Below are 24948 nucleotides of genomic sequence, written 5' to 3' on the forward strand. Positions count from 1 at the left end.
GGACAATAACAGGTACTCAAAAAAATGCAGGGATAATCTATTAAAATGCATAAGCCTGACTGACTTTGAAAATTTCAAGTTTATGGATATTGAGACTAAAGGCCTTTCCAATGTTCCGGTTATATTGATTGGTGTTGCTGAAATAAAAGGAAAGGACATTGTTTGCTCACAGTATTTCTTAAGAGATTATTCGGAAGAGGATGCGGTATTGGATGCATATCTATCCCATTTGGATGAAGATTCTGTCCATGTTACATTCAATGGAAAAAGTTTTGATGTACCATTTATTAAGAATAGGTGCACATATAATAGAATTAGTGCAAATCTGGATTTGCCCCACCTGGACTTGATGCACTTTGCAAAGAACCTGTGGAGGGATGAACTGCCAAACTGCAAACTGCAGACGATTGAAAGGGAATTTTTCGGCATCGAAAGAAAAGATGACGTTCCAGGACAATACATTCCCGAATATTATGATACTTACCTATCTGAAGATAACATAGGTCCTATTGTGCCAATAATTGAACATAATAGGCAGGATATTATTTCACTTGCAGCTTTTTTAGAGAAAATGTATGAGGATGTAAATTAAATGGGACTTTTTGATAGATTCAAGAAAAAAGAAAATGTTGAATCAAAATCCATTCCAAAGGATTCTGAAATAGAAGAAGATCAATTATTACTGAAAAAGATTGCCACATCTGATAAGGATAGAAATAAAAGGGCAGTTGCAGCAAACAGCATTACAAATCAGTATGTTGCATTAGATTTGTCTAAAACTGTAAAGGATAGGGCAATACGTTTGATTGCCATCAATAAAGTTAAGGATGAAAATTTACTTTGGGATGCCGCTGAAAATTCACAGTTTTTTGATGTTAGAAGCTTTGCATATGAAAGGCTGGGGGAAAACAATAAATCAATTGCAGAAATTGTAATCAATACTAAGAAAAATCCAAATGTGGATGAAATTTTTGAAAAAATCACAGATGAGGAAACCCTTGCCTGGATTGCAACTGATGCTGAGGATAAGAGATACAGAAATGAAGCAGTTGGAAAAATAGAATCTCAGGATGTCTTAAAAGATTTGGTTTTCAAGGCAAATGATAATAATGTTAAGAAAATCGCCATAAATAAAGATACTTTCACAGATGAGGATTCTCTTCAAAAAATAGCCATTGATCAAAGAGATGAAGGGGTTAAAGTCGCTGCCATTAATAAAATAGGCAGTAGCGAAAGGTTAGCCATGATTGCCAAAAGTGAAGAGAATGCGAAAATCAGGTCAATTATTTTTGAGAAAATAGACGACGTTAATATATTGGAGGACATTATTTTAAATTCTGATAAATCTGATGTTCGCCTTGATTTGATTTCAAAATTGGAAGATGAGGAATTGCTTACCCGTGTTGCCTTGAATGATGAGGATAAAATTGTCAGAAGCGAGGCCGCTAAAAGAATTACCTCTGAAGAGACATTATTGGAGATTATCAATTCCGATGATGATCGATTTGTCCGCCAGATAGCTGTCAATAACCTTACCAACCCAAAAGATTTAATTGACATTGCTTTAAACGATGAAGACCAGTTTGTTAGAAGCCATGCAATTAAAAATCCTAATCTGGTCGATGAGGAGGATTTTTTGGAGATTGCAGTTAATTCAATTCATGAGGATGTGGCTGATGAAGCCATGAAGCATATCACCGATGAAAAAGCTTTTATCAAGATTTTAAATGAGGCCAAATTGGAAAATGTTAGAAAAGGTACTCTTGATGAAATTGATGATTTGGAAACATTGATTAGAATAGTTTTAGCAAATGAGGATGAAGAGTTTTCTTTAAGGGCATTAAATAAAATCAATGTCGAAAAATGTCTGATTAAAATTTATGAACAGGGCATTTCAGAAAACATTTCAGTAAGGGCTGTTTCTAAAGTCAGGGACCAGAAATTTTTAACAAAAGTGGCTAAAAATGATTCTCAGTGGAGAGTTCGTGAAGCTGCAGTTAAGCATATTGTCAGTAAAAAAGTTCTAAATGACATTTCCATTAATGACGATAATGAATATGTAAGAAATGTGGCTAAAAAGAGAATGAGCTTATAGATAAAACTCTGGTTCTCTTCTTTCGCTGTTTGCTTGCTCAAAAGCCGGTTTTTTAGTTTCAAATGCTTCTCCACTAAATTTACGTGCATCTTCAGGGCATATGTTGATGCATGCAGTGCATCTGCTGCATAAATCTAAGTCGGTATTTACAGGGTCATCGTCTGGTATTGCCTGTTCTGGGCAAATTGAAACGCAGTCGTAACAGAATGAACAGATTGCATCATCACAGCTTATTATAAACGGTAACTGTTTGTATGGGATGTATTGTGAATTTCCAGGAATTTCAGAAGTTAAACTTTCACCGGATTCTATTTTTTCTATACACTTTTCAGCGAATTCGTTGATCTTTTTGATGTCTTCGCTGTCGGGCCTTCCGACTGCAACGCCATCAAATATTGAATGATGGCTGACTGTGGTGGCGGCAGCTATTACATCGAAACCGTTTTCCTTCAATAGTTCTACCAATTCAAGCAATGCATCTTTAACCTGCGCATTTCCGTAGTTTGCAATGGCTATTGCCTTTGTGTCGTTTCCTTTAAATTTAGCTAGTCGGTCACGTCCGCTTTTCGGAAGCCTTCCTGCAAAAATTGGCATTCCGACAATGGCAATGTCCTCTTTTGAAAACTCTTTTTTGGAGTTGAAGTTCAATAAATCGTAAGTTTCACTTTCTTTTTTAAAATTGCTTGCAACTTGCTCTACAACCTGTTTAGTTGTTTGTGACGGACTGAAAAAAATTTTCATGATTTTTGACATGCTTTCACCTATTTAATATATTATTTAATCAGCTAACTTAAAAATTTCGAATATTTATCTATCCTCTTTTTTCCATTAGCAATTTTTGATTTGACATTTTAGAAACTATTTAATATAATTAAATTAATAAACAATATTTGGTGATACGATGGAATTAATGAGAGAGCTTTCTTTGGCACCAGGTGTATCTGGCTCTGAAGATGAAATAGCTAAAATTATTACACGTGAATTAGAAGATGTTGCTGATAAAATTGAAAGGGACAGCATGGGGAACTTAATTGCTACTAAAAAAGGTGAAAAGAAAGCCCCTACTGTAATGCTTGCAGCTCATATGGATGAAATTGGTTTAATGGTAAGATACATTGACGATAACGGTTTTATTAAATTCTCAAACATTGGGGGAATAAATGATCAGATGTTAATGAACCAGACTGTAACTGTCCACTCTTCTGTAGCTGAACCTGTTGTAGGGGTAATAGGTTCAAAACCGCCTCATGTCACTAAAGCTGAAGAAAAAAACAAGGTTGTTAAAGCTGAAGACATGTTTATTGATATTGGTGCAAAAGACAAGGAAGATGCAGAAAAGATGGTTAGAATCGGAGATAAGATGACCTTCAATGCACTCTTTGAAGAATATCCAAATAATTTGATTATGGGTAAGGCACTTGACAATCGTGTAGGCTGTTATGTGATGATTGAAGTTTTAAAAAGAGTCGAAACAAGGGCTACCGTTTATGGTGTGGGAACTGTTCAAGAGGAGGTAGGCCTTAAAGGAGCTAAAACATCCTCATTTAAGTTAAACCCTGATTTGGCTATTGCACTTGACGTAACATTGTCTGGTGACCATCCTGGAATCAAACCGGAAGAAGCTCCAGTAGTGATGGGTAAAGGTCCGGCCATAATATTGGCTGATGCAAGCGGAAGAGGTATTCTAACTCAACAGTCCATAAAGGACATGCTTATTAAAGCAGGTGATGAAAACGGCATTGATTATCAGTTGGAGGTAAGTGATGGCGGAACAACCGATGGAACTGCAATTCATTTAACCCGTGAAGGAATTCCAACCGGTGTTTTATCAGTTCCTACCCGTTATATTCACACTCCTGTAAGCGTATGCAGTATGGACGATGTTGAATCAACAATTCAATTAATTGTTGCAGCTATTAATGATTTATAATAGAATTTTGGCACTTAAATCGCCAAACCATTATTTTTTAAGTTATTAGGAGGTGTTAATATTAACAGTTTTGAAAACCAAAAGTTCTGTCAGTCATGTGCCATGCCATTATCCAGTGATGAGCTTTTTGCAACAAATGCTGACGGATCAAAAAATGAGGATTATTGCATTTATTGCTATAAGGATGGGCAATTCACTTCAGACATGTCTATGGAGGAAATGATGAATTTCTGTATAGACAAGATGGTTGAACTTCATCCGGATGTTGATAGGCAACAGGCAACTGAAATGATGCAGGAAGTTTTCCCAAAGTTAAAAAGATGGGCTGCAGATTAATTTTATGAATGTTTTAATTATAAACATTCCTTTTTTTATTAAAATATTAAAAAAATAGTAAGATAGATTTATTTAAACCTATCATCTGATTTTTGTGATTTTGCTTTCTTATGGTTAGTTTCAAACCAGCCGATTTTTAGCTCATCGATTGTGTCTTCATATAATTGAGGCACGTAAGGTTTGATATCCAGAAGTGGTGTTCCATCCAAAACGTCAATATTTTCAACATGTACCGTGTTTCCTTCTACTTTGTTTATTTTAACAACACTCATTCCAATGCGATTCGGCCTTTTGGGAGATCTTGTTGCAAATACTCCATGGGTGTTATTGTCCATGAAGGGCTTTACTTCAAGCATATATCCATCTACTTTATGAAGCAAATAGATTATATGAATATGTGAGAATACGTCTAAATCTTTAAGGCCTTCAATAAACTCTTTTTTAATTTCAATAGTTCCCTTAATTCCTTTAGCACCTGTTGGTTGAATGGGCATTCCTTCAATTTCTGTAAATTCGGTATGTATTGTACCTATTGACTGCATTTCAATTTTCATATTTCATTATTTGTTTTATTTTTTTAATAAAATTTTCTTGAAATGAAAAGATATTCTTTCGATAGCATTTTTTGAATTTCGATAGAATTTAATATAACTAATTAATATTAAGTAAAATTATTATTAATTAATTTATTAACATTTATATTATTTTTTAAAATATTTTAATTCTTTATTATTTAAAAAAAATGTTATAATTCTTTTTTTAAATTTTTGATTTGATAAATTTATATCGATATGTAGCATTTTCGGTAATCGATTTAAAAATTCTTTATTTCTGAAAAACCGAAACATTTATATACAATTCGACACAATTTATTATTGTGAAAACACAATGAGGTATTAAAATGAAACTTAGTGCAAGAAATCAATTAAATGGAAAAATTACAAATGTTGAACTTGGTGCTGTAATGGCAAATATTAAAGTCGAAATTTCAGAACCTAATGTTATTACTGCAGTTATCACCAAAGAATCCGCTGAAAAATTAGGTTTGGCTGAAGGTGATGATGTAGCAGCTATCATCAAATCAACTGAAGTTATCATAGGAAAATAAATTTTGAATCAGGAGGAATATAAAATGGATATTAGTGCAAGAAATCAATTGAACGGTAAAATTACAAATGTTGAACTTGGTGCTGTAATGGCTAATGTTAAAATTGAGATCAGTGAACCTGGTGTTATTACTGCGGTTATTACTAAAGAGTCTGTTGAAAATTTAGGTTTGGCTGAAGGCGATGACGTAGCAGCTATCATAAAATCTACCGAAGTTATTGTAGGAAAATAAATACATTTTTATTGGAGAATTATTAATATATTATTTAAAGGAGGATATCGAAATGAAACTTAGTGCAAGAAATCAATTGAATGGAAAAATTACAAATGTTGAACTTGGTGCTGTAATGGCAAACATTAAAATTGAAATTACCGAACCTAATGTTATTACTGCAGTTATCACCAAAGAGTCTGCTGAAAAATTAGGTTTAGCTGAAGGCGATGACGTAGCAGCTATCATCAAATCAACTGAAGTAATCATAGGTAAATAGATAAATTATTTAAAGGAGTTATTAAAATGGATATTAGTGCAAGAAATCAATTAAGTGGTAAAGTTGTTGGTGTTGAACTTGGTGCTGTAATGGCTAATGTTAAAATTGAGATCAGTGAACCTGGTGTCATCACTGCTGTTATCACTAAAGAATCTGCTGAAAATTTAGGTTTAGCTGAAGGCGATGATGTAGTTGCTTTAATCAAATCAACTGAAGTAATCGTCGGTAAATAAACAATTAAAAAAATCTTTTTTATCTTTCAAATTGTTTTTAGGAAGCGGATTAAAATCCGGCTATTCCTAACAACAAAAATATTATAAATAATATTACTGCTGCTTTTAAAAGTGTCTTTAAGTTTTTAACGACAGCATATATTATTATAAATAATATAATTAATCTGATAATGTTCATTATCATGGCTTAACCTCCTGCGAGGATGGTTTTTGTACCTTCTTCGGAGATTTCTTCTTTTTTAAACTCAACTTCATATTTTACGGTTTCAATCACTTCTTTTAATGCGTCAAGAGTTTCTCCTCTGTGAGCACCTAAAACCGCAACTAAAAATAACAGATCTCCGGTATAAAATTCACCTATGTAGTGGACAACGGATATTTCATGAACATTGTATTTGATTTTAGCGTTTTCAACTATCTTTTCAATCTCTGATTTTGTCCTGTCTTTATCTGGGGTTGTAAGAACAAGTTTTTTCAAGTTCATGTTTTCTTCTTTTCCACGTACAATTCCTTCAAAAGTAAAAATAGCTCCAGAATAGTCAATTTTACTGCTTTTTTTCAATTCATCTATTAAGTCTGCTGTTGTTACTTTATCTTCTTTTGCTTCTATAACGCGTACAACCATTTTATCACTCAATTAATATTTATTACTCATCTGTTAAATAACTATTGTTATATGTCACTGACTTCCTTTACTGATAAATTTTTCAATCTTTCAATGCCTTTTATTTCGCAAATCAAATCAACAGTTGCTTTTGGAACTAATTCCTGCCAATTTTCATCCTCAAGCATTCTGCGTCTGACTTCTGTTCCGGATAAATTCAACCTATCATAAAGCGGAGGTTGCCTGACTTCAAAGCCCTCCTCACTAAACAGTTGCTTTACTAAAGGATTGCCGGAATAAACTATTGAAAATGGCGGTGTCATCATTTTAACATGGGAAGGCCAGATGGCATTGAAATTAATGTCTTCCATAGGAATGATATAATATCTTTTAGGGTCAATATTGCTTTCAGCCAATGCCTGATTCATCATAACAATCCTCTCACCCGCAGTAAAGGGATCTTTTAACTCATGACTTAACTGGGCGCTGCCAATACCAATGACAATCTCATCCACTTCCTCTAAAATTTTATTGATAACTTGAATATGTCCGTAATGGACAGGCTGCATTCTGCCGATTAAAATTCCACGAATCTTATCCATAATACTCCTCTTTAAGGTTTTAGAAATAATAATATTTTTGGTGTTTAGCATTTCTTTAATCTTTTAATTATCTATATTTTTTGTAATAAAAATACTTTTTTAATTAAACTAAATTATATAAAAGATAATTTACTAAAAAGTTATTATAATCAGTTATGGAATTTTCATAGGGTGATTAATTAATGAAGATTACGGTTTTTCATGCGGACGAATGCGACAGAAAAAAATGCACATCCATTAAAATGGAGAAGCTGGGCAAATGCAAATTGGTTTATAATATCAATAAAATACCTGGCGGAGCCATTGTTCTTAATCCCTATGCTGAAAAGGCGGTGTCTTATGAGGATTATAGATATATTAGAAGAAGGGGGATTGTAGGACTTGACTGTTCCTGGAATGAGGTTTCAAGCTCTAAAAAATTCTTTTCCTTGTCCAAGTACCACAGGTCACTTCCATTTTTGATAGCAACAAATCCGGTTAACTATGGAAAACCCTGCATATTGTCAACTGTTGAAGCGGTTGCTGCTACTTTATATATCACTCGCTTTAAGGATGAAGCCCATGAGCTTTTGAACGGTTTTAAATGGGGCCATACTTTTTTAGAGCTGAATCATGAGTTATTGGAAGCTTATAGTGAAGTTGATACAAGTGCAGAAGTCGTTAAGGTTCAAAACGATTTTTTGGCTGAAAAGAACATCAATGCAAATGAAGTTTAATAAAAAAAATATTTTGAAGAATTAGCATAAAATCTAATTCCTCTTTTTCATGATAAATATTCCACAACCAACACCAATCAAAGCGCCGATTACAATTCCAATTATTAATGGCAATCCAAAACTGCTTTCTTGAGAGACATTTCCGGTTGGTGCATTCATAATATTTTGAAGGCCTTCTAGAATAGTCTCGTTATTGACATCATCAACAACTATGATTCTATCAGATAAATCTTGGTGATCTTTTAAAAATTCATTAGCTGTGTCTTGATAAGCTAAAAATAACATTCTTTTATTTGTATTGTTTAAGCTGTGTTCTAAAATGTGTGCAACTTCATCTTCAGAGGTGAATTTATACACACTTATGTTAATGCCATTGGCATCTGCAATGTCTTTAACAAGCACTCCATTGGTATCATTTGCAACAACCATTGTATCTGCAGTCACATCTACTCCATGAGCAGATATTGCAGTTGCTCCTAGAATGAGAAGTAACATTATTATTAATATTTTTATATATTTCATTTTATCTCCTTTAAATTTGATTTATTTCCATTATTTCAGGTTTGATTTTTTCAATTGCAGTAATTATGACCACATTTGCAAATCCTTCAATAAATGATATGAATAAATAAAATGGAAGTAAGGTTGATAGTAATATATCAAAGTTCATTGCTCCTGAAATTAGTAAAATAGCTATTTGCCCAAATGTTGCAAACATGATTCCGATAATTGTTGATCCGAATATTGCAACTTTTTTATTTAAGTAACTAAATAGTTTATAAAATTCGTATGTTACAATTGATAATATGAAACCCATTACTATGAAATTTGCACCTAATGATGTTATTCCACCCATATTCAATACAAAAAATTGCATGAGCAGTGTTATGAATGAAACTATTGTACTGGATAGCGGACCTAATAAAATAGCTATTAAAGGTATTAAAAAGAAGTGTATCGGAACACCTAATGGTGATGGAACAGAAACAGAGGTAACAACCATTGTAAATACGCTAAAAAGTGCTATTGATATTATTCTCTTTTCTTTATTTTCATCTTTTGAGAATTTATAGAAAAATATTAAAACTATTGCCAGTGTTATAATCCAGTATATTAATGCTTGTTCTATACTTATGATTCCATCAGGTAAGTGCAAGTAAACCACCTTATTTAATTTATCACCATTAATTTTAAGGTAATACCCTATAATATTGTTTCGTATTACTTTTCAGCTGTAAATATTAAATTAGTAATACTTTTTGAACAAATTATATATTCATATGATTTTTATTAGAAATTTTTTAATAGTTTTTTTCAAATAATACTTTCGAAAATTTAAATAGATCTCTTTTAATGATTAATGCAGCATATACTTGAATTTAAATAAAAAAATAACGAATGTATTACATTTTATTTTTGTAATACTTTTTTTAGATGGATATAACAAAGTTATGGTGTTTATTATTTTAGGGTAAAGGTTAGATTTAGTCTATTTAAAAATAGCTTGTTGATTTTTAATGGTTGTGTCAAACTAGATTTGTACAATCTAATTTAACACTTTTCAAATTTTGGAGGCAAATTTTAGGTAAACCTAAAATCTATCCTCAAAGTAGTATTGTTTTTTATAGTATTTAAATATTTGCTAATGTAAAACTAGATGTTTTTAGGTTGAAATTAGGGATTTTATAATTGGGATATACATATTAATTTTTACTTGGAATATGCCGTTTTGTTGTAAAATTGTATAACATTGTTAATATATATCAAGTTAAATATTACTTTTTTAAATTAATATTTATAATTTTTAGGGAATTTATAATAAGTATTTAAGTAAATGGGGTCCATTATAAGGGTTATTTTTATTCTAGTAAATTTAATACTTATTTAAAAAGTAATACTTTTTTGTAAATTTTTATAATTATAGTAATAATAAAATATATATATGTATTACAAAAGAATTTATTTTAGGTATTCCGCTATGGAATATCTTTTCAAATTTTGGAGGTGGATATTATTAAAAAACAGGTTGTTTTGTTTATCACATTAATTGCATGTTTAATGCTTGTAATTGGTGCGGTATCTGCCGGAAATGTAGATGCCATTTCTGATTCTCAAAATGGTCTTTTAGGTAATGATATCTCAGATATTGCCATTGGAGATAATGGTTTATCCTCTAATGGGGAGAAGGCAGTATCAGTAAAAGTTAATTATGAATATGCGGATGATGGAAATACTAATCTCGTCCCTGATTTTTATTTAGTATCAAATGATAAATATGTTAACTTTACTAAAGCATATGATGTTGATACTAAAAGTTATGTTTTAAAATTAGTTAATTTTGATGGGGATAAGTTAAATATTTCCGCTATGACTGCAGGTTATGTCACCGATTCAAAAATCATTTCTGGTGCGCAGTTAACTGATGTTGTTAGCTTTGATTTAAAAGCTACTGAAGCTTATAAATTAGGAAGGACTGTTACTGAAATTGCCGATAGTAAATTAGATTTTAAAAATGCTGATGATGTTATTGCAATTACCACTGCAGGGGTTGCAAAATATAACGGTAAAACTAGTGAAGATGCAATGGAAGCAATTGTTAATTATGGATATATTCCGTATAGTAATGTAATAATGTTACGTCAAAGTGCTGTTGATCCTATTGACTTTGCTTTTATTGTTAAATATGGAAATGAGTTGGAAGCTGTAATCTTCCAAAATGCATCTACTGAATATTCATATTTAGGCACTATATCTCAAGACATGTCTAAATCAGAATGGAATAAATATTATAATGCTGTAGTTGGTGAAAATGCTTGGGCATTTGCAAGTTTGGCAAATGGTTGGAATGCGGGTGTTTCCAGAGAAATACTTCAAGAAGCTGCTTTCCATGGTCATATTTGTGAAGGTACATTAGGCGGATATAGTATTATTCAAGCTTTATTAAAATACTATCCTCCTGAGCAAGAAACTAACCCTGGAGGAGTAGGTTCTCCAGCGGACATTACTGCTTATAAAGTACTTGGTGTTCCGGGTGGATCCGATGATGATGCTGCATTATTCTTCTTAGATGATACAATCGGTAAAACTGGATATGTGGGTATGAATACCACCTATACTGGGGCTACTGAAAATATGATTGGTTTTATTAAATGGTATTCAAAAACAAAAACTGGTGATTTAATCATCATGTCCTTTAATTCAACCAAACTCAAAGAAACTTTCACTAAAGAAACCGGAATCGACCCTGATGCAGGAAGTTTAGAAGAATTAAAATACTGCTCCTGGTGGATTAATCAGATTAATACTAATCCTGAAGAATTAGTAGATTTCTTATATGAATTCACTGGATTGAATCAGGAACAATATAATTATTTGATGGGAACTACTGATAATGTAACTTACGATGGTGAACCGTTTGATTATGGTATGGATGGTCATGGTTTAGATTTAGATTATATTTTATCTTTAAATCTCGCTAAAGCTACAAGAGCGAATCCTGCTGAAAATAATCAAGCCAAATTGAGTGATGATGAAATTAAACAAATAGGTATTGATGCAGCTAATGAAGCTAAAAAAATATTCAGTGAAGAATTAGGTGTTGTAATCGGTAGGGATAATGTAGACTTCCTTGCATTAACAGATGCAGGATATGCTTTCTTAAACGAACAAGATACCGTAATTGCTCGTGATGGTCTTTATGAAGTATTTGGTGGAACATTATACAGTCAAAATGTATTAAGTCTTCACCAAGCTGTATGGAAACCATTATGGTTTGCATTTGCACTTCGTTATCCGGATTCTGATTTAGTCAACATGGTGTACTTAAGGTATAATCCAGATACAAAAGACTTCTTTGTCGGAAATCTTGACGGCAATAGAGTTGTTGACATTGGATTTGAAACCTTAAATAACAGTGCTAAATTAAGAGCTATTGAAAGTTCATTTGTACCTGATGGAAATTGGTTTAATATACAAACTATTGTTAATGCATGGAATGAACACCCATTATTTGATCAAATGGCAACATTTCTATACCATGCACACGTATGTCCAGGTGTACAACCAGGATTCTTCATAACTGATTATATCCAAGAAAATCATCCATTAGGTGAAAATGAGTCATATGTTTACATTGCAGATACTATATTCTGTAAAGACGATAGTTTAACCTATTTATTAGATTTATCCCCTGGTTTAGGTAGTTATTATGTACAAAAATTACCTACCAATGAGACAGTATCCCCATATATCGACGGAGGAACTTATCAAGGTGTTCTTGTTGTATGGGATGACAATCTTAAAGTAGGTAAAGCTTCATCCGTAAGTTTCAAATGGGGTACTATTGACAGCAGTATGTATAGTACTTCTGAAGCTGCACGTGCTAACCAAATCAGAGCATATATTGACTTGTATGCAGGTAAGGAAAATCCATATCTTAAAGCAGAACCTATCGTTTCTACAGATGATGAAAGATGGATTACTGAAGAACAATTTAACATGTTAAAACAAGGTGCTGGCGAAAACTTTAATGCTATATCTTACTTGAAAAGTTTAGATGATAGCGTTACTAAAGAAGATTTATTAAAGGCTATGGAAGAAAATTCCAATAGTAATTCAAATAATAATGAATCTAATAGTAATTCTAATGCTAATAGTAATTCTAATACTAATAGTAATTCTAATACTCCGGCATCCAGTTCAAGCAACAGACCTTCATATTCCAATAGTGTAGGAACTTTAGGCGCAGTAGCTGCTGCTGAGCCAACTTCTAGTGATGCATCATCTGAGGATAGTGCCTCTGATGATTCTAAAGATAGTGAAGGCAAATCAAAATCCTATGAAGTTTCAAAAACTCCTGCAACAAAATCTGCTGACTCAAATAGTTTAATCTATGCATTAGTTGGTGTTTTGGCTATTGGTGCAGTACTTGGTTTCGGATATATGAGACGTAAAAAATAATTAAATCAAGATTAATAACTCATTAGAGTTATTATCTTTTCTTTATTTTTTTAAATTTATAAGGCGATTTTATGAATTATAAACACTTATCATTATTGATTTCAATAATTTTTATATTATCTTTTGTTTCTATGGCGATATGTGCTCATCCAGGCCATGGAAGCGAATATATTGAGGAAGTTCAATCTTCATCATCAATTTCACAATCTCCTAGTTCTTCTGGCGGTTCTGTTTCTTCAGAAGGGGGGTCTAGTGCATCTTCATCTGGTTCTTCTGGAAGTTCAGGATATTATAGTTCTAGTTCTAGTTCCAGTTCTGGTTCTAGTGATTCTAGTGGATTGGGTAGTTCAGATTCATCATCTGATATTTCTGAAGTGAAAGACAATTCCACTGTTAAGGAAGTTAATGAGACAAATAATAATACAAATGAATCTACTACTAATAATGAGTTATTTAGTTTGAATAATATAATATTGCTAATTGTTGTGTTATTCTGTGGATTTTTTATAGCTGTTATTGCGTCTAAATTATTATTTAAGAAATAACGGTGATACAATGGCTTTTAGTTTAGTATGGTCTTTAGGATATATAATTTCTATAATAGTTTTTTCAATAATAATTGGTTTAATTTTTTATTTCAACGATACTCATAAAAAGACTTTGGCTAAATATCTTGTTATTTCAGTCGTTTGTACTTCAATAATTGTTTATTTAATCAGTTTATTTAAAAATCAGTTAGGCAATGCATTTGGACTTTATAGTTACAGTTTTATTTTTCTGATTGCATTTGTTTTGATTTTTATCGGATATTTATTATCTAAGGAAAATAACTTTAAAAATAGTTTTAAAAAGATACTTTTGTTATCATATTCATGTTTTTTATTAATATCTTTTGTATGTATTTTATCTAGCAGTATTTTCGGACTCAATTCCTTACAGATTAGTTTGTTTACAGCAATTGTATTTAATTTATTAGTTATCATAGTATTCTTCACAATTAAAAGGTTTAATTTAATTGGCGGATCTTTTAAAATTTTAAAAGATTTATTTTTCATTTTAGGGGCGTACTTTTTAATTGTTTCATTATTCCTTCCAAATATTATGGCCATTGATATGGATGCTATGAGGCCGATAAATATAGTTTCAATTGAATCTATGGTTTTTACATTTGTATTTTTAATTGTTGTGGCGGTTTTAGGGTTATGGTATTATAGAAAAAATACTTTATTAAAATAATTTAATGTTAATTAATTGGTATGTGTGGTGATTTATGTGGTGAGTATTCCTGGAAGTGAATTATTAACAGCAGCATTAAACGTTGTCTCTCAAAGTTTACAAATTCCAGTAATTATATTCTTGCTTATATTTGCAATTTTTGCAGTTTTTACTTTTGGAGGTCTTATTTCAGATTATTCTAGCCGTATAAAATTGACTAGAGAATATAAGGAAAAATTAGTATTTTCTTTAGTTAATGCTAGTTCATTTGAAGAACTTACAAGCATTGTTAATGGTTCTAAAATTTATGACAATCAAAAAGAAGTTTTATTAAAAATAATTGATGCACATTCACTGTCTTCGGATTCTCGTGAAGCTTGGGCTTTAAATTTAATTGAAGAGGAAGAAGTTATAATGGCAAAATCTCTTGAAAGAGTTGACATTGTTACTCGTATTGGTCCAACTCTTGGTTTGATGGGTACTTTAATTCCAATGGGTCCTGGGCTTGCGGCATTGGGTAGTGGAGATGTTACTACATTAGCAAATGCAATTATTGTTGCATTCGATACTACAGTTGTGGGTATTGGATCAGGGGCAGTGGCTTATGTAATATCAAAAATTAGGCGTAGATGGTATGAGGAATATTCTTCAAATCTTCAGTTATTTGTAAATGCCGTTTTAGAAAATTTGAATAAATAGGTTTTGTTATTATGATTCGAAGAAGGAAAGGGAAATTTCTAAATCAGGGTGAAGAAGATCCTATGGCTGGAACATCCAATCTTGTTGATGCTATGCTGGTTATTGCTGTTGGTTTGTTGGTATTTTTAGTTATTTCATGGAATATGCAAAATATTGTATTTAATGATAATATGGATGAACAACAAAGGGATAGGGTTAGAAGTGCAATTCAAGAAGTTTCTCAATTAGACCAAGGTGAAGAACTAGATGAAACTCCGGATATCAGTAATTCTTCTGGAAGTGGTTTTACTGAGATGGGTAAAGTTTATCGGGACTCGGATACTGGTAAATTAATCATGGTTGAAGGTTAATTAAATTTACCTTCTCTTTTTTTAGATATTGGATTAAAATTAATCCTAAAATCTTGTGATGTATATTTAAAATATTTTTTTATAATTTTTTAATTTTATAGGGTTTTTAACTAAACCTTTAAATACTATTACGATAATATAATTTATTAATAGTTATGAAAAGTGAATTTTTCTCATTTTATTTCATAACATGTTATTTTAATTAATTTACAGTTTTCATGATTATAAGGAGGAGTTATTAATGGCAAGATTCGAAGAAGCAGAAAACAGAATGTTCAATGTAAAAATCTGCTTAAAATGTAATGCTCGTAACCCTGCTGGTGCAACTACTTGCAGAAAATGTGGTTACAAAGGTTTAAGATTTAAAGCTAAAGAACCAAGAGGATAGATTTATTCTCTTTACTTTTTTTATTATTTTTTTATTTCATATTTTTTTTAAAAAACAATTAATTTAATATATCATTTTTAATAAAACTTATTTTAGGTATTCTTATGAAAGACGTTGAAAACTATATTAGAGATATATTAAAAATAAGGAAATTACACTTTACTTTAATTGATCCTGATGAACAAACTCCTGAAGAAGCCCTTGAAATAGCTACTGCAGCTATTGAAGGTGGAACCGATGGAATTATGATTGGAGGGTCTACTGTTAATGGTGATGATGTAGATAACACCTGTAAAATCTTGTCTGAAAACATTGCAGTTCCAATTATCATTTTCCCAGGAAACACCAGTAGTGTAAGTAAGTATGCTGATGCAATCTTTTACATGAGTTATGTTAACTCTAGAAATCCACATTGGATTAACGGAGCTCAGGCAATTGCAGCACCTGCCGTTAAGGCATCCGGAATGGAAATTCTGCCTATGCATTATATGGTTATTGCACCTGGCGGAACCGTCGGTTGGGTTGGAGATGCAAATTTGGTGCCTAGAAACAAACCTAAAATACCTGCCGTTTATGCAATGTCAGCAGAATTGTTTGGAATCAAATTTTTCTACCTTGAAGCAGGTTCCGGTGTCGATGAACCTATTCCAGCAGAAATGATTGCTTATTCCAAAAGAGCCGCTCCTAAAAATATACTTGTTGTCGGCGGAGGAATTCGTGACGGCAAAGCAGCTTATATGGCAGCAAAAGCTGGCGGGGACATTATTGTAACAGGTACTGTTGTAGAAGAAGTTGAAAATGTACAGGTTAAAATTCAAGAATTAACTGGAGCTATTAAAAAAGCTTCACTAGAGTAGTTTTCAACTGCTCTTACCACATTTTTTTATTAACTTATTAACATAGGAAATATTATGTTAAATTCACTATATGAAAAAGCCATCGCTAAAAGAGGATATATCCAGGAAATTGAATCGGATAACAATTTGGAATCCCAACTGGAATACAATTGGTTTAACAGAGTTTTTGAGGAAAGCGCTGATGATTTTTCCATTGCTGCAGGTGATGGAAGTTTCAACAAAAAGAAATTTCTCACAATTAACTTCTGTGCTGTAGGTGCGGAATCCATTATATATGATGGTGAAATTAAAAAAATCGATGATTCAGACATTTTTGAAATAGCCCATATTCCGTTTTTGGATGAACTTTTAGGCAATTACATGTCTATTTATGAATTGAAATGTGCACTTAGGGCTATTGAGGAATATGATGTTGACTATTATATGTTTGACGGGTCTATTCTGGGAGATTTGGAAAATGCCTACCCGAGAGGTGTCGAGCTTCCTTCCAAAATCCGGGACAATCTTGATGAAATACTTTTAAATGAGTTTGAAAGAAGATTGGACATCACTCCATATGGATTTGTATTTCCACAAATAAAAGATAGGATACTGGCTGATGTCAGTGTTGATGAAAAATATGAAAACAGGGAAGATTTTGACCTGCATCTTGCATCTGTGGAGAAGATAATTTTATTGTATAGGCTATTGCAGCAGAAAAAAAGGATAATTTCCATTTCAAAGACATCTTCCGACAATGATTTGTTTAAGTGGAACATTCCGGATATTGCAATATTGGATAAGTTCACGGATAAGAAACAGGGTATCTCAAGAATAGAATATAGGCGCGTTTATAAAAGTGCGGCGTTTCCTTATTTCAATGACTTTTTCAAGGAACTTCAGTTCACGGTTTTCTATGTAAGGCTTCAGGATAATAAAAATGTACTGAAGGTCGAATTGCCTTATAAAGCGTCAATAAGTGAAGTTGTTAAGATAGTTGAAAAGATTAACGTTCTGTCCGTTCAGGGTTATCCATATCTGCTCAGCAAAGCCCATAATGATGTTGTAATTACGGACAGGAACATAAAGGAATTGCTAAAAATTGCCAAAATTTATGAAACAACAAATAGGGAAATGTTATAGGAGGTCTAAAGATGGTAGTTGGAATTTGTGTTGGCGAAACATCACTTTCGGAAGTCACATTTATATCAGATAAAATGCCAAAAGTCGGCGAATATGTTACAATAGAATATGATGGAAAGAAAGTTTTAGGGATGATTGAAAACCTGATAAGGGGTAATGATGCTTTGAATGTGGACATTAATGATTTCAAGGCTATTCAAAAGATTTCCAGAATCGGCGTTGAAGACAATTATATTCGCGGAAAAGTTAAGATTCTCGGGGATGTCAATGACAATTTGAAATTGCCTAGAACTCCTGTGCTTCCAGGAACTGAAATCAAATTGGCGGACAAAGATGTTCTAAAAGAGATTTTTAAAGTTAAAAATCCTATTAAATTAGGCTCTTTAGTCAATCAAAGTGATGTGGATGTGAATGTTGAAGCCAATCCTATCTTATCAAGGCATTTGGCTATTCTGGCAATGACCGGTGCAGGTAAATCAAACACTGTTTCCGTTTTGATAGATCAATTGTTAGGTTATGATGTGCCTGTTTTTGTATTTGATATGCACGGCGAGTATGTCGGTGCCGATTTCCCTAATGGGGATGTGAATGTCATCCGACCTAAATTGAATCCTACTTATATGTCTTTTCCGGAGATTAAAAAGCTTGTGAACATTCCAAGCAATGGTTATATTCAGGAAAGACACTTTAGAAGAGCATTCAACGCTGCTAAAGAAGAAGTCCGAAACAGTACTGCATCCACCAAGAATTTCCTGCAATTGATTTATAATATTTTGGAAGTCGATTCAAAAGAAGAAGGTTCAGACAAGCAAATCATTGATGTCATGAATAAGATTGATGATTCAATGGATAAATATTCCAACTTGTTCGACAATAATATCGGAAACATTTTGAGCAATATTAAAATAGGCCATGTCAATGTATTGGACTTAAGTCAAAGCGACGAGTCTGTTGCCAATGTTCTGGTAAGTCACGTAATGAGGAATTCCCTTCAAAAGAGAAAAAATGCAGTTCATGGAAAGGATACCGATACATTGGATTTCCCAGTATTCTTCATTTTGGAGGAAGCACATATCTTAGCTCCAAACAAACGTGATTCAGACTCAAAACGCTGGATTCAAAGGGTTGCAAGGGAAGGCCGTAAATTCGGTTTGGGATTGTGTCTGGTAAGCCAATCTCCAAAGACAGTGGACCACGATGCACTGTCCCAAATGAACAACATGATTATCTTAAGGCTTGTTGAACCTGAAGACCAAAGGCATGTTCAATCAGCAAGTGAAAGCCTATCACAGGATCTGGTCAATCAGCTGCCTTCTTTGAATGTTGGTGAAGCTATTGTTTTGGGCCTAATGAGCAGGGTTCCTACTCTTGTTAAAATCGATGAGTTCAAGGGTCGTCGCCATGGCGATGATATGGACATAATTTCATTTTTCGAAGATATTAAGAAAAAAGAGGAAGAGGAAATTAAACGCCTTGAACAGGAAAGTTTGGAAATGGGTTATGATTATTAATCGGGGAATAGAAATGTCTGGAAAAATATGTGAAAAATGTGGGAAGAATGTTGATGATACTGATAAATTCTGTCCGTATTGCGGATCAAGTCAATTTATACAAGTGGATTCAGTTCCAAGTAACTCTTCTTCACTTCCAACCAAGAAAATTTCTCAAAATAATGATTTAATACATAATCTGTTATATTGGAGTTATGATGAGGGTTACATATTCTCAAAAACTAAATTAATAACTATCTTAACATTCATGGCTTTTGTTTTTAGCATATTCACTGGCCCTCCATTTGCAATATTATTGCTTGGTTTAATTTTTTCCATATTTTTTTATGTTATCGGATTTTGTATTCATAAGATACTAAGGAATGATAAGCCTTCAAAAAATGTATTGGAACATAATGATTATGGCTTGGTTGAAGACTTAAAAAACGCTTTATTGTGTTGGCAGAATAAGAACACAGGAGAGTTTGTGTTTTCAAAGACAAAAATATTTATTCTTTTAATATTTTTCAGTTTTGTATTGTTTAGTTCTTTTGCCCCGACAGCATCTCTTCTGGTATGTTTGACTATCGGATTGATATTTGCAGTACCTTCCGCTATAATTGGGTATGCAATTCATAAGTTGACAAACAATAATCCAACACCTAAAAGGGTTGTTGAAAAACCTAAGCCTCAAATCGATTCAAAAGGCGATGACAAAAAACCCGAAGTTCAAACCGCTGCGAAAACTCTTGAGAAACATGCTAATTTCAAAACCCATCAGTCTCAACTCAATGCTTTAAGAGATGAATATAACATTAAAGAGAAACGTTTAAGGGATTTAACCGCAAAACGATTTGAGCCTCCACAATTAACATATAATAAGTTTATTTCTACTGTCGATAATTGCACAAAAATTTTTAATGAAAAAGCGGACTCCATTCAGTCAATTATTAACCTAGACATTGATGACTCAAAAAGGGTGGAGGATGAAATTAAATCCGGCATGGAAGTCTTAAAATCATTGATAGGCAAAATAGATGAATTAACTGATGAACTGGTACTGAATATGGACAAGTCTGATGACGCGAATGTTAAAGAATTGTTTGATGATATGGAAGTTTTAATTGATTCAGTAAAAAGGTATGATTGATCATGAATTTTGAATAAATTGATTTTTGTAGCTATTTCTTTTTATCTAATATTATTTTTTTAATTCAAAATCAATTTTATTTTCTTTCAATAGATGAGTTCTTTTCAAATGCTCTCTTAGCAAACTATTAAATATGCTATTGAATAAAATATTATTCACTTAAATACTTTAATAAGTGTTTAAATTGGTTATATAAAATCGACAAATGAGGTAATATATAATGAAATTTGCACATTTAGCAGACACTCATTTAGGTTACCGTCAATTTGGTTTAATTGAACGGGAAAAAGACTTTTATGAAGTGTTTGAGAAGGTTATAGATAAAATAATTGAAGAAAAGGTAGACTTTGTAATTCATAGTGGAGACTTATTTGAAACCGCAAGACCATCTCCAATTGCACTTTTGACATTCCAAAAGGGATTGCTTAAACTTAAGGGTGCAGGAATTCCTATGTATGCAATAGCCGGAAATCACGATATTGTAATGCGTAATGGTTCTATCCCACCTCAAATCATTTTTAAGAAATTAGGTTTAAAAGTAATCAGCCCTATCAACACCAATTATATGCATGGTGACATTTTCATAGGAGGACTTCCGTTTTATTCATCCTCCCAAGTCAAGATTTTGAAGTCAAAATTGGATGAATTGTCTAAAAAAGCAGCCAATCACGATAAATCAATTCTCGTATTGCATCAGGGCATTGACAAATACTTCGGATACAATTATGAATTGGAAATCGGTGACCTTCCGGATAATTTCAGTTATTATGCGTTAGGCCATATCCACAATTACATTAATGATTCTTTCGGAAATGGAAGACTGGTTTATCCTGGCTCTGGTGAGATATGGAAAACTGATGAGCTTGAAGATTATGCTAAAAACGGAAAGGGTTTTGTAGTTGTTGATTTGGAAGGGCAAAAACCCCTCATAAAAAGGGTTAAAGTCGATATTCCTAGGGAATTTATTAAAAGATCACTGGATTACAACAATTTGGAAAATGGCGTAGCGGGCATCAAAGAGACTATCAAGGATTTTGACAAAAAGCCTATTCTCAATTTAGAAATCAGAAATGTTGATTCCGATACTGGCGGTGTTTATGAGTTAATAAATGAGGAACTTGGGGACTTATCTTTAATGATTAGGCCGAAATTCATAATGGCCGATGAAATAGACCCTGAAATCATTATTAATGATTCAAGCGTAGGTCCCGAACAGATCATTAAAGAACATCTGAAGGGATATGATGATGAAGCAGTAAGCAATTTGGCCATTGATTTGTATGATTATTTATCCAAGGATAAAATTGATGAGTCCAGGGATTTAATCGATAACTTCTATGATGAATACTATCATACCTCTGTGGAGGATATTGAGGAGGAAACTCTTTTTGAAGAACCCGATGAGATACAAACAGAAGAGGAGGTTCTAAAATGATTTTCACTAAACTAAAGTTAACTAACTTCAAATCTCATGAAAATACCACCATTAATTTTAATAAGGGAATTAGTGTAATTGTAGGTGAAAATGGTGCCGGAAAATCCACCTTGTTGGAAGCGATCAGTTTTGCTTTATTTAAACAGCACACTGCTAAAAAGATGGATGATTTGGTACGTAATAATGCGGATTCCATGTCTGTTGAATTAGAATTTTCTTCCAACAATAGGGATTATAAGATAGTTCGCAGCAAAAAATCAATGCTCAAATCTTCAATTTACAAGAAAACTTCTAAAGATGGTGGTTTTGTACATATATGTACTGGAGATAAGGAAGTTGCAAATGAAGTCCGTCAGATTTTAGATGTTGATTCTGATTTGTTCCTCAATGCCATTTATATAAGGCAAGGAGAAATAGCAGACCTTGTTGACAAGACTCCTGCTGAGAAAAAACAGTTAATCGGTAAGCTGTTGGGTATTGACTCTTTAGAAAAGGCATGGAAAAACATATTGCCTTTAATCAATGATTATGAAAATCAACTTGCAGAACTTAAAGGTAAGTTGTACAATTCAAAGGAATTGAGGGAAGAATATGCAAAGAAAAAATCCGAGTTGGATTCTCTTAAGGAGAGGGGACATGAACTTGAAGAGCAGATTTTGGATGTAAACAAATCTCTTAAGGATATTTCCGAAAGCAAAAGGGATATGGAAAGGGAAAAGGAGATTTATGACACTCAAGTTAATAATTATGAAAACGAACAAAAAACCCTATCTAAATTGGAGAATGATAAACGGCTGGTTCAGGATAATCTGGATAAGATTCATGAAGCAGAAGACCAAATTGGCAGGTTGGAAAAGTATGTTTCAAAATTGGATGTTTATCTTGACTTTGAGAAATCCGTTAATAGCATTCAAAGATTAAAAGAGGATGAAGCGGAAATTAACAAAAAACTTGATTCAATCAGTCAACAAAAATCCATTGTCAATGATAAAAAAGAGGGATACAATAAATATTTAGCTTCTGATGAAGAAATTAATAAATTAGATAATCAAAAGAATAGTTTTGAAAGAGAATTGGCTACATTGACTCAATTAGAGCAAGATAAAAAAGATTTATTAATAAGTATTGAAGATGAGAGAAATGATATTCAGGACTTCTTCTCCAGGGCTAAGGAAACTTTGGACAATAATGGAATATCACAGGATATACTGGCTGAAGTTGATGATTTTAATCATATGGAAGAGGTAACTAATAATTTCATTGATGAAACTTCCACAAAAATTAAGGATTTATCCAATGACATTATAACTAAAAATGAGGAACTGGTTGTCTTCAAACAGAATATCAAATCCAGTGAAAAGCCATTGGCCGAATTGGATGAAGTTGATAGTAAATGTCCGGTTTGTCAATCAGACATCAGTCCTTCTCAAAAAAAGGAGTTAATAGAGCAATACACTGCTGTAATTGAAGAAAATGAGAAGTCAATTGCTGAAAACGAAGATAATATTCGTTTATTAACTAAGAATAAAGAAAGCTTTGAGGAAAAGCTACCCAAACTTGAAGATTTGTCTAAAAATATAATCGAATATAAGCACAAAGTTTCAAATCTGGAAAAAGAATTGGTTAAGTTAAATGAAATTGACGAAAGCCTGGAATCTAAAGAGTACATCAGCAGCAAATTAGGTGAACTAATTTTAGAAATATCCCGTAAAAGAGATGATAGGGAGATTTATAAACAAGCTCATGATGAATATGTTCAAGCTAAAGGTGCTTTAGAGGTTTTAGGCAGCGAAACTGAAGCCCAATACAAATTAAATCAAGTTGAAAATGAAATTGACAATCATGTCAAAAACATTAAGTTGGCTATTGAGCTAGACCCTCACTTGAGCGGGGACATCAGTGCCAGTGAACTTCAAGATCGTATTAATGACCTAAAACAGAAAAATGAGGAATATAACCAGCTTAAGGGTTTTGTTCAAAATAAAAATTCATTAATGACCAGACTTGATTCCATTAAAGAGGATATTGGAGTTTCAATGAATCAATTGGACATCACCAAAAACAAGATTGAAGCGTCCATATATGATGTTGAAAAATATGAACAGATCATCTATCGTTTTGAAATGTATGAAAGAAGACAATCTACTTTCAATAATGAACTTTCAGAAATTAAAGGAAGAGCCCGTGAGTCTATTGCATACATTAAGGATTTGTCTAAAAAGATTTCCGCTTCAGACAAGTTCCAGCAGGAATATGATGACATTTCAGATTATATTGATTTGTTAAATCACTTTAGAAACTTATACAGTAAAAACGGTATCCAAAAGGATTTAAGAAATATTTCAAGACCTTTAATCCAAAAATATACAAAACAGTTCTTCAATGAATTCAATTTCAATTATTCTGATTTGATTATTGATGAGGAATATGACATTACTGTATTTGGTCCTGAAGGAGAGTCTTCAATGAGCATGGTCAGTGGCGGTGAAAAAATTGCCATTGCATTGGCTTTAAGACTTGGTATTACACAGGCAATGTCTAAAGGTGAATTGGATACAATCTTACTGGATGAACCTACAATACATTTAGACAGCTCAAGAAGACATGAGTTAATCAATTTGCTAAAAGACATATCAGTCTTGCCTCAAATGATTATTGTAACTCATGAAAGTCAGCTTGAAAATGCAGCGGACAATATAATCAAGGTTGAAAAAGAAAATGGTATTTCAAATGTAACAGTTTAAATATCATTATTTTTTATTTTTTTTTTAAATTAATTCATCGGCGTTTTTGATAGAATCGATTATGCAGTTTGCATTCCATCCGACGATTGTTGCGGCTTTTTGTTCTAAAATTTCCGGAACCTCTTCTAACCCGTAGGGCCTTACCAGAATTATGGGAATGCCATATTTTTCACTGGCTTGCAGCAAGTCAGAGAATAGCTCTTTATTGTCGTTATAAAGACCTGCCAATAAAACTATTCCATCAATTTTTTCATAAAATGAATCTCCTGCTGTGGAATATGAACCTGATATGGATTCTTTCCATAAAAAATCAGTTTTTGAGAATAATTTTTCAATAAATTGAGCGTATTCTCGATTTTTATCAATACCATTACTAATAATAAGATTATAAATTTTATTGTCTTTTTCATCTTCAAACATTATTA

28 protein-coding genes are annotated in these 24948 nt (G+C 32.4%); 21 read left to right on the forward strand and 7 right to left on the reverse strand.

Annotated features, from left to right (window positions below; all coding sequences use genetic code 11):
• The coding region (locus ACJMLZ_RS00005) for a ribonuclease H-like domain-containing protein (protein ID WP_405303272.1) at nt 1-592 on the forward strand (592 nt) is incomplete at its 5' end.
• Nucleotides 593-2095: a HEAT repeat domain-containing protein gene (locus ACJMLZ_RS00010; protein WP_405303273.1), complete on the forward strand. Its 1503-nt coding sequence runs from the start codon at nt 593-595 to the stop codon at nt 2093-2095.
• Here ACJMLZ_RS00010 and ACJMLZ_RS00015 read toward each other — a convergent pair.
• A complete protein-coding gene (locus ACJMLZ_RS00015) occupies nt 2090-2848 on the reverse strand; it encodes a 4Fe-4S binding protein (protein ID WP_405303274.1) in 759 nt (252 codons plus the stop codon). The two genes, ACJMLZ_RS00010 and ACJMLZ_RS00015, sit on opposite strands and share 6 nt — an antisense overlap.
• Nucleotides 2849-2996: 148 nt before the next feature.
• Here ACJMLZ_RS00015 and ACJMLZ_RS00020 point away from each other — a divergent pair, with 148 nt between their 5' ends.
• Both ACJMLZ_RS00020 and ACJMLZ_RS00025 read left to right on the forward strand, forming a co-directional pair.
• Nucleotides 2997-4025, forward strand: coding sequence for a M42 family metallopeptidase (locus ACJMLZ_RS00020; protein ID WP_405303275.1), 1029 nt, complete (start codon nt 2997-2999; stop codon nt 4023-4025).
• Nucleotides 4026-4085: 60 nt separating this feature from the next.
• Nucleotides 4086-4361 carry a zinc ribbon domain-containing protein gene (locus ACJMLZ_RS00025; protein ID WP_405303298.1) on the forward strand — a complete coding sequence of 92 codons (276 nt, stop codon included), beginning with the start codon at nt 4086-4088 and terminating at the stop codon, nt 4359-4361.
• 68 nt (nt 4362-4429) lie between these two features.
• Here ACJMLZ_RS00025 and tsaA read toward each other — a convergent pair whose 3' ends face one another.
• Complete coding sequence (gene tsaA, locus ACJMLZ_RS00030; RefSeq protein WP_405303276.1) at nt 4430-4915, reverse strand: tRNA (N6-threonylcarbamoyladenosine(37)-N6)-methyltransferase TrmO; 486 nt, start codon at nt 4913-4915, stop codon at nt 4430-4432.
• Between the two features lie 347 nt (nt 4916-5262).
• On the opposite strand from tsaA, the gene ACJMLZ_RS00035 reads away from it, so the two are divergent.
• The 4 genes from ACJMLZ_RS00035 to ACJMLZ_RS00050 are packed head-to-tail and all read left to right on the forward strand — an operon-like array spanning nt 5263 to nt 6192.
• A complete protein-coding gene (locus ACJMLZ_RS00035; protein WP_405303277.1) occupies nt 5263-5469 on the forward strand; it encodes a molybdopterin-binding protein in 207 nt (68 codons plus the stop codon).
• A 24-nt stretch (nt 5470-5493) separates the two neighbouring features.
• On the forward strand, nt 5494-5700 hold the full coding sequence (locus tag ACJMLZ_RS00040; protein ID WP_405303278.1) for a molybdopterin-binding protein: 207 nt from the start codon (nt 5494-5496) through the stop codon (nt 5698-5700).
• A gap of 52 nt (nt 5701-5752) precedes the next feature.
• Nucleotides 5753-5959: a molybdopterin-binding protein gene (locus tag ACJMLZ_RS00045; RefSeq protein WP_405303279.1), complete on the forward strand. Its 207-nt coding sequence runs from the start codon at nt 5753-5755 to the stop codon at nt 5957-5959.
• 26 nt (nt 5960-5985) lie between these two features.
• Nucleotides 5986-6192: a molybdopterin-binding protein gene (locus tag ACJMLZ_RS00050; protein WP_405303280.1), complete on the forward strand. Its 207-nt coding sequence runs from the start codon at nt 5986-5988 to the stop codon at nt 6190-6192.
• 187 nt (nt 6193-6379) lie between these two features.
• Here ACJMLZ_RS00050 and ACJMLZ_RS00055 read toward each other — a convergent pair whose 3' ends face one another.
• Both ACJMLZ_RS00055 and ACJMLZ_RS00060 read right to left on the reverse strand, forming a co-directional pair.
• Nucleotides 6380-6817, reverse strand: a complete 438-nt coding sequence (locus ACJMLZ_RS00055; RefSeq protein ID WP_405303281.1) for a molybdenum cofactor biosynthesis protein MoaE — start codon at nt 6815-6817, stop codon at nt 6380-6382.
• Nucleotides 6818-6864: 47 nt separating this feature from the next.
• Nucleotides 6865-7398: a nicotinamide-nucleotide adenylyltransferase gene (locus ACJMLZ_RS00060; RefSeq protein ID WP_405303282.1), complete on the reverse strand. Its 534-nt coding sequence runs from the start codon at nt 7396-7398 to the stop codon at nt 6865-6867.
• A gap of 182 nt (nt 7399-7580) precedes the next feature.
• On the opposite strand from ACJMLZ_RS00060, the gene ACJMLZ_RS00065 reads away from it, so the two are divergent.
• The gene (locus ACJMLZ_RS00065; protein WP_405303283.1) at nt 7581-8114 is read left to right on the forward strand and encodes a DUF367 family protein; all 534 of its coding nucleotides are present in this window, start codon (nt 7581-7583) and stop codon (nt 8112-8114) included.
• A 33-nt stretch (nt 8115-8147) separates the two neighbouring features.
• On the opposite strand, the gene ACJMLZ_RS00070 is transcribed toward ACJMLZ_RS00065, so the two are convergent.
• Nucleotides 8148-8636, reverse strand: coding sequence for a hypothetical protein (locus ACJMLZ_RS00070; RefSeq protein WP_405303284.1), 489 nt, complete (start codon nt 8634-8636; stop codon nt 8148-8150).
• A gap of 10 nt (nt 8637-8646) precedes the next feature.
• Nucleotides 8647-9270: an energy-coupling factor ABC transporter permease gene (locus ACJMLZ_RS00075; protein ID WP_405303285.1), complete on the reverse strand. Its 624-nt coding sequence runs from the start codon at nt 9268-9270 to the stop codon at nt 8647-8649.
• A 902-nt stretch (nt 9271-10172) separates the two neighbouring features.
• Here ACJMLZ_RS00075 and ACJMLZ_RS00080 point away from each other — a divergent pair.
• The 12 genes from ACJMLZ_RS00080 to ACJMLZ_RS00135 all read left to right on the forward strand — a co-directional run bounded on the left by ACJMLZ_RS00080 (nt 10173) and on the right by ACJMLZ_RS00135 (nt 24523).
• Nucleotides 10173-13073, forward strand: a complete 2901-nt coding sequence (locus ACJMLZ_RS00080) for an FmdE family protein (protein ID WP_405303286.1) — start codon at nt 10173-10175, stop codon at nt 13071-13073.
• Nucleotides 13074-13204: 131 nt separating this feature from the next.
• Nucleotides 13205-13618, forward strand: a complete 414-nt coding sequence (locus ACJMLZ_RS00085) for a hypothetical protein (protein ID WP_405303287.1) — start codon at nt 13205-13207, stop codon at nt 13616-13618.
• A gap of 10 nt (nt 13619-13628) precedes the next feature.
• Nucleotides 13629-14309, forward strand: a complete 681-nt coding sequence (locus ACJMLZ_RS00090) for a DUF2162 family putative transporter (protein WP_405303288.1) — start codon at nt 13629-13631, stop codon at nt 14307-14309.
• Between the two features lie 36 nt (nt 14310-14345).
• Nucleotides 14346-14987 (forward strand): MotA/TolQ/ExbB proton channel family protein, encoded by a 642-nt coding sequence (locus tag ACJMLZ_RS00095; protein WP_405303289.1) that lies wholly within the window; start codon nt 14346-14348, stop codon nt 14985-14987.
• A gap of 11 nt (nt 14988-14998) precedes the next feature.
• Nucleotides 14999-15337: a DUF2149 domain-containing protein gene (locus ACJMLZ_RS00100; protein WP_405303290.1), complete on the forward strand. Its 339-nt coding sequence runs from the start codon at nt 14999-15001 to the stop codon at nt 15335-15337.
• 241 nt (nt 15338-15578) lie between these two features.
• Nucleotides 15579-15725, forward strand: coding sequence for a 50S ribosomal protein L40e (locus tag ACJMLZ_RS00105; RefSeq protein ID WP_048812436.1), 147 nt, complete (start codon nt 15579-15581; stop codon nt 15723-15725).
• A gap of 104 nt (nt 15726-15829) precedes the next feature.
• A complete protein-coding gene (locus ACJMLZ_RS00110; RefSeq protein ID WP_405303291.1) occupies nt 15830-16582 on the forward strand; it encodes a geranylgeranylglyceryl/heptaprenylglyceryl phosphate synthase in 753 nt (250 codons plus the stop codon).
• Between the two features lie 54 nt (nt 16583-16636).
• Entirely contained in the window at nt 16637-17704 is a 1068-nt protein-coding gene (locus ACJMLZ_RS00115) for a DNA double-strand break repair nuclease NurA (RefSeq protein WP_405303292.1), read from the forward strand.
• 11 nt (nt 17705-17715) lie between these two features.
• A complete protein-coding gene (locus tag ACJMLZ_RS00120) occupies nt 17716-19215 on the forward strand; it encodes a helicase HerA-like domain-containing protein (RefSeq protein WP_405303293.1) in 1500 nt (499 codons plus the stop codon).
• Nucleotides 19216-19228: 13 nt separating this feature from the next.
• Entirely contained in the window at nt 19229-20344 is a 1116-nt protein-coding gene (locus tag ACJMLZ_RS00125) for a zinc-ribbon domain-containing protein (protein ID WP_405303294.1), read from the forward strand.
• Nucleotides 20345-20564: 220 nt separating this feature from the next.
• A complete protein-coding gene (locus tag ACJMLZ_RS00130) occupies nt 20565-21779 on the forward strand; it encodes an exonuclease SbcCD subunit D (protein WP_405303295.1) in 1215 nt (404 codons plus the stop codon).
• Entirely contained in the window at nt 21776-24523 is a 2748-nt protein-coding gene (locus tag ACJMLZ_RS00135; protein ID WP_405303297.1) for an AAA family ATPase, read from the forward strand. The genes ACJMLZ_RS00130 and ACJMLZ_RS00135 overlap by 4 nt, the downstream gene beginning before the upstream one ends.
• A 24-nt stretch (nt 24524-24547) precedes the next feature.
• Here the strand turns inward: ACJMLZ_RS00135 and ACJMLZ_RS00140 are convergent, their stop codons facing one another.
• Nucleotides 24548-24943 (reverse strand): nuclease, encoded by a 396-nt coding sequence (locus tag ACJMLZ_RS00140; RefSeq protein ID WP_405303299.1) that lies wholly within the window; start codon nt 24941-24943, stop codon nt 24548-24550.
• Nucleotides 24944-24948 lie beyond the last annotated feature (5 nt).

This window comes from Methanobrevibacter sp., assembly GCF_045126245.1.
Lineage (GTDB): Archaea > Methanobacteriota > Methanobacteria > Methanobacteriales > Methanobacteriaceae > Methanocatella.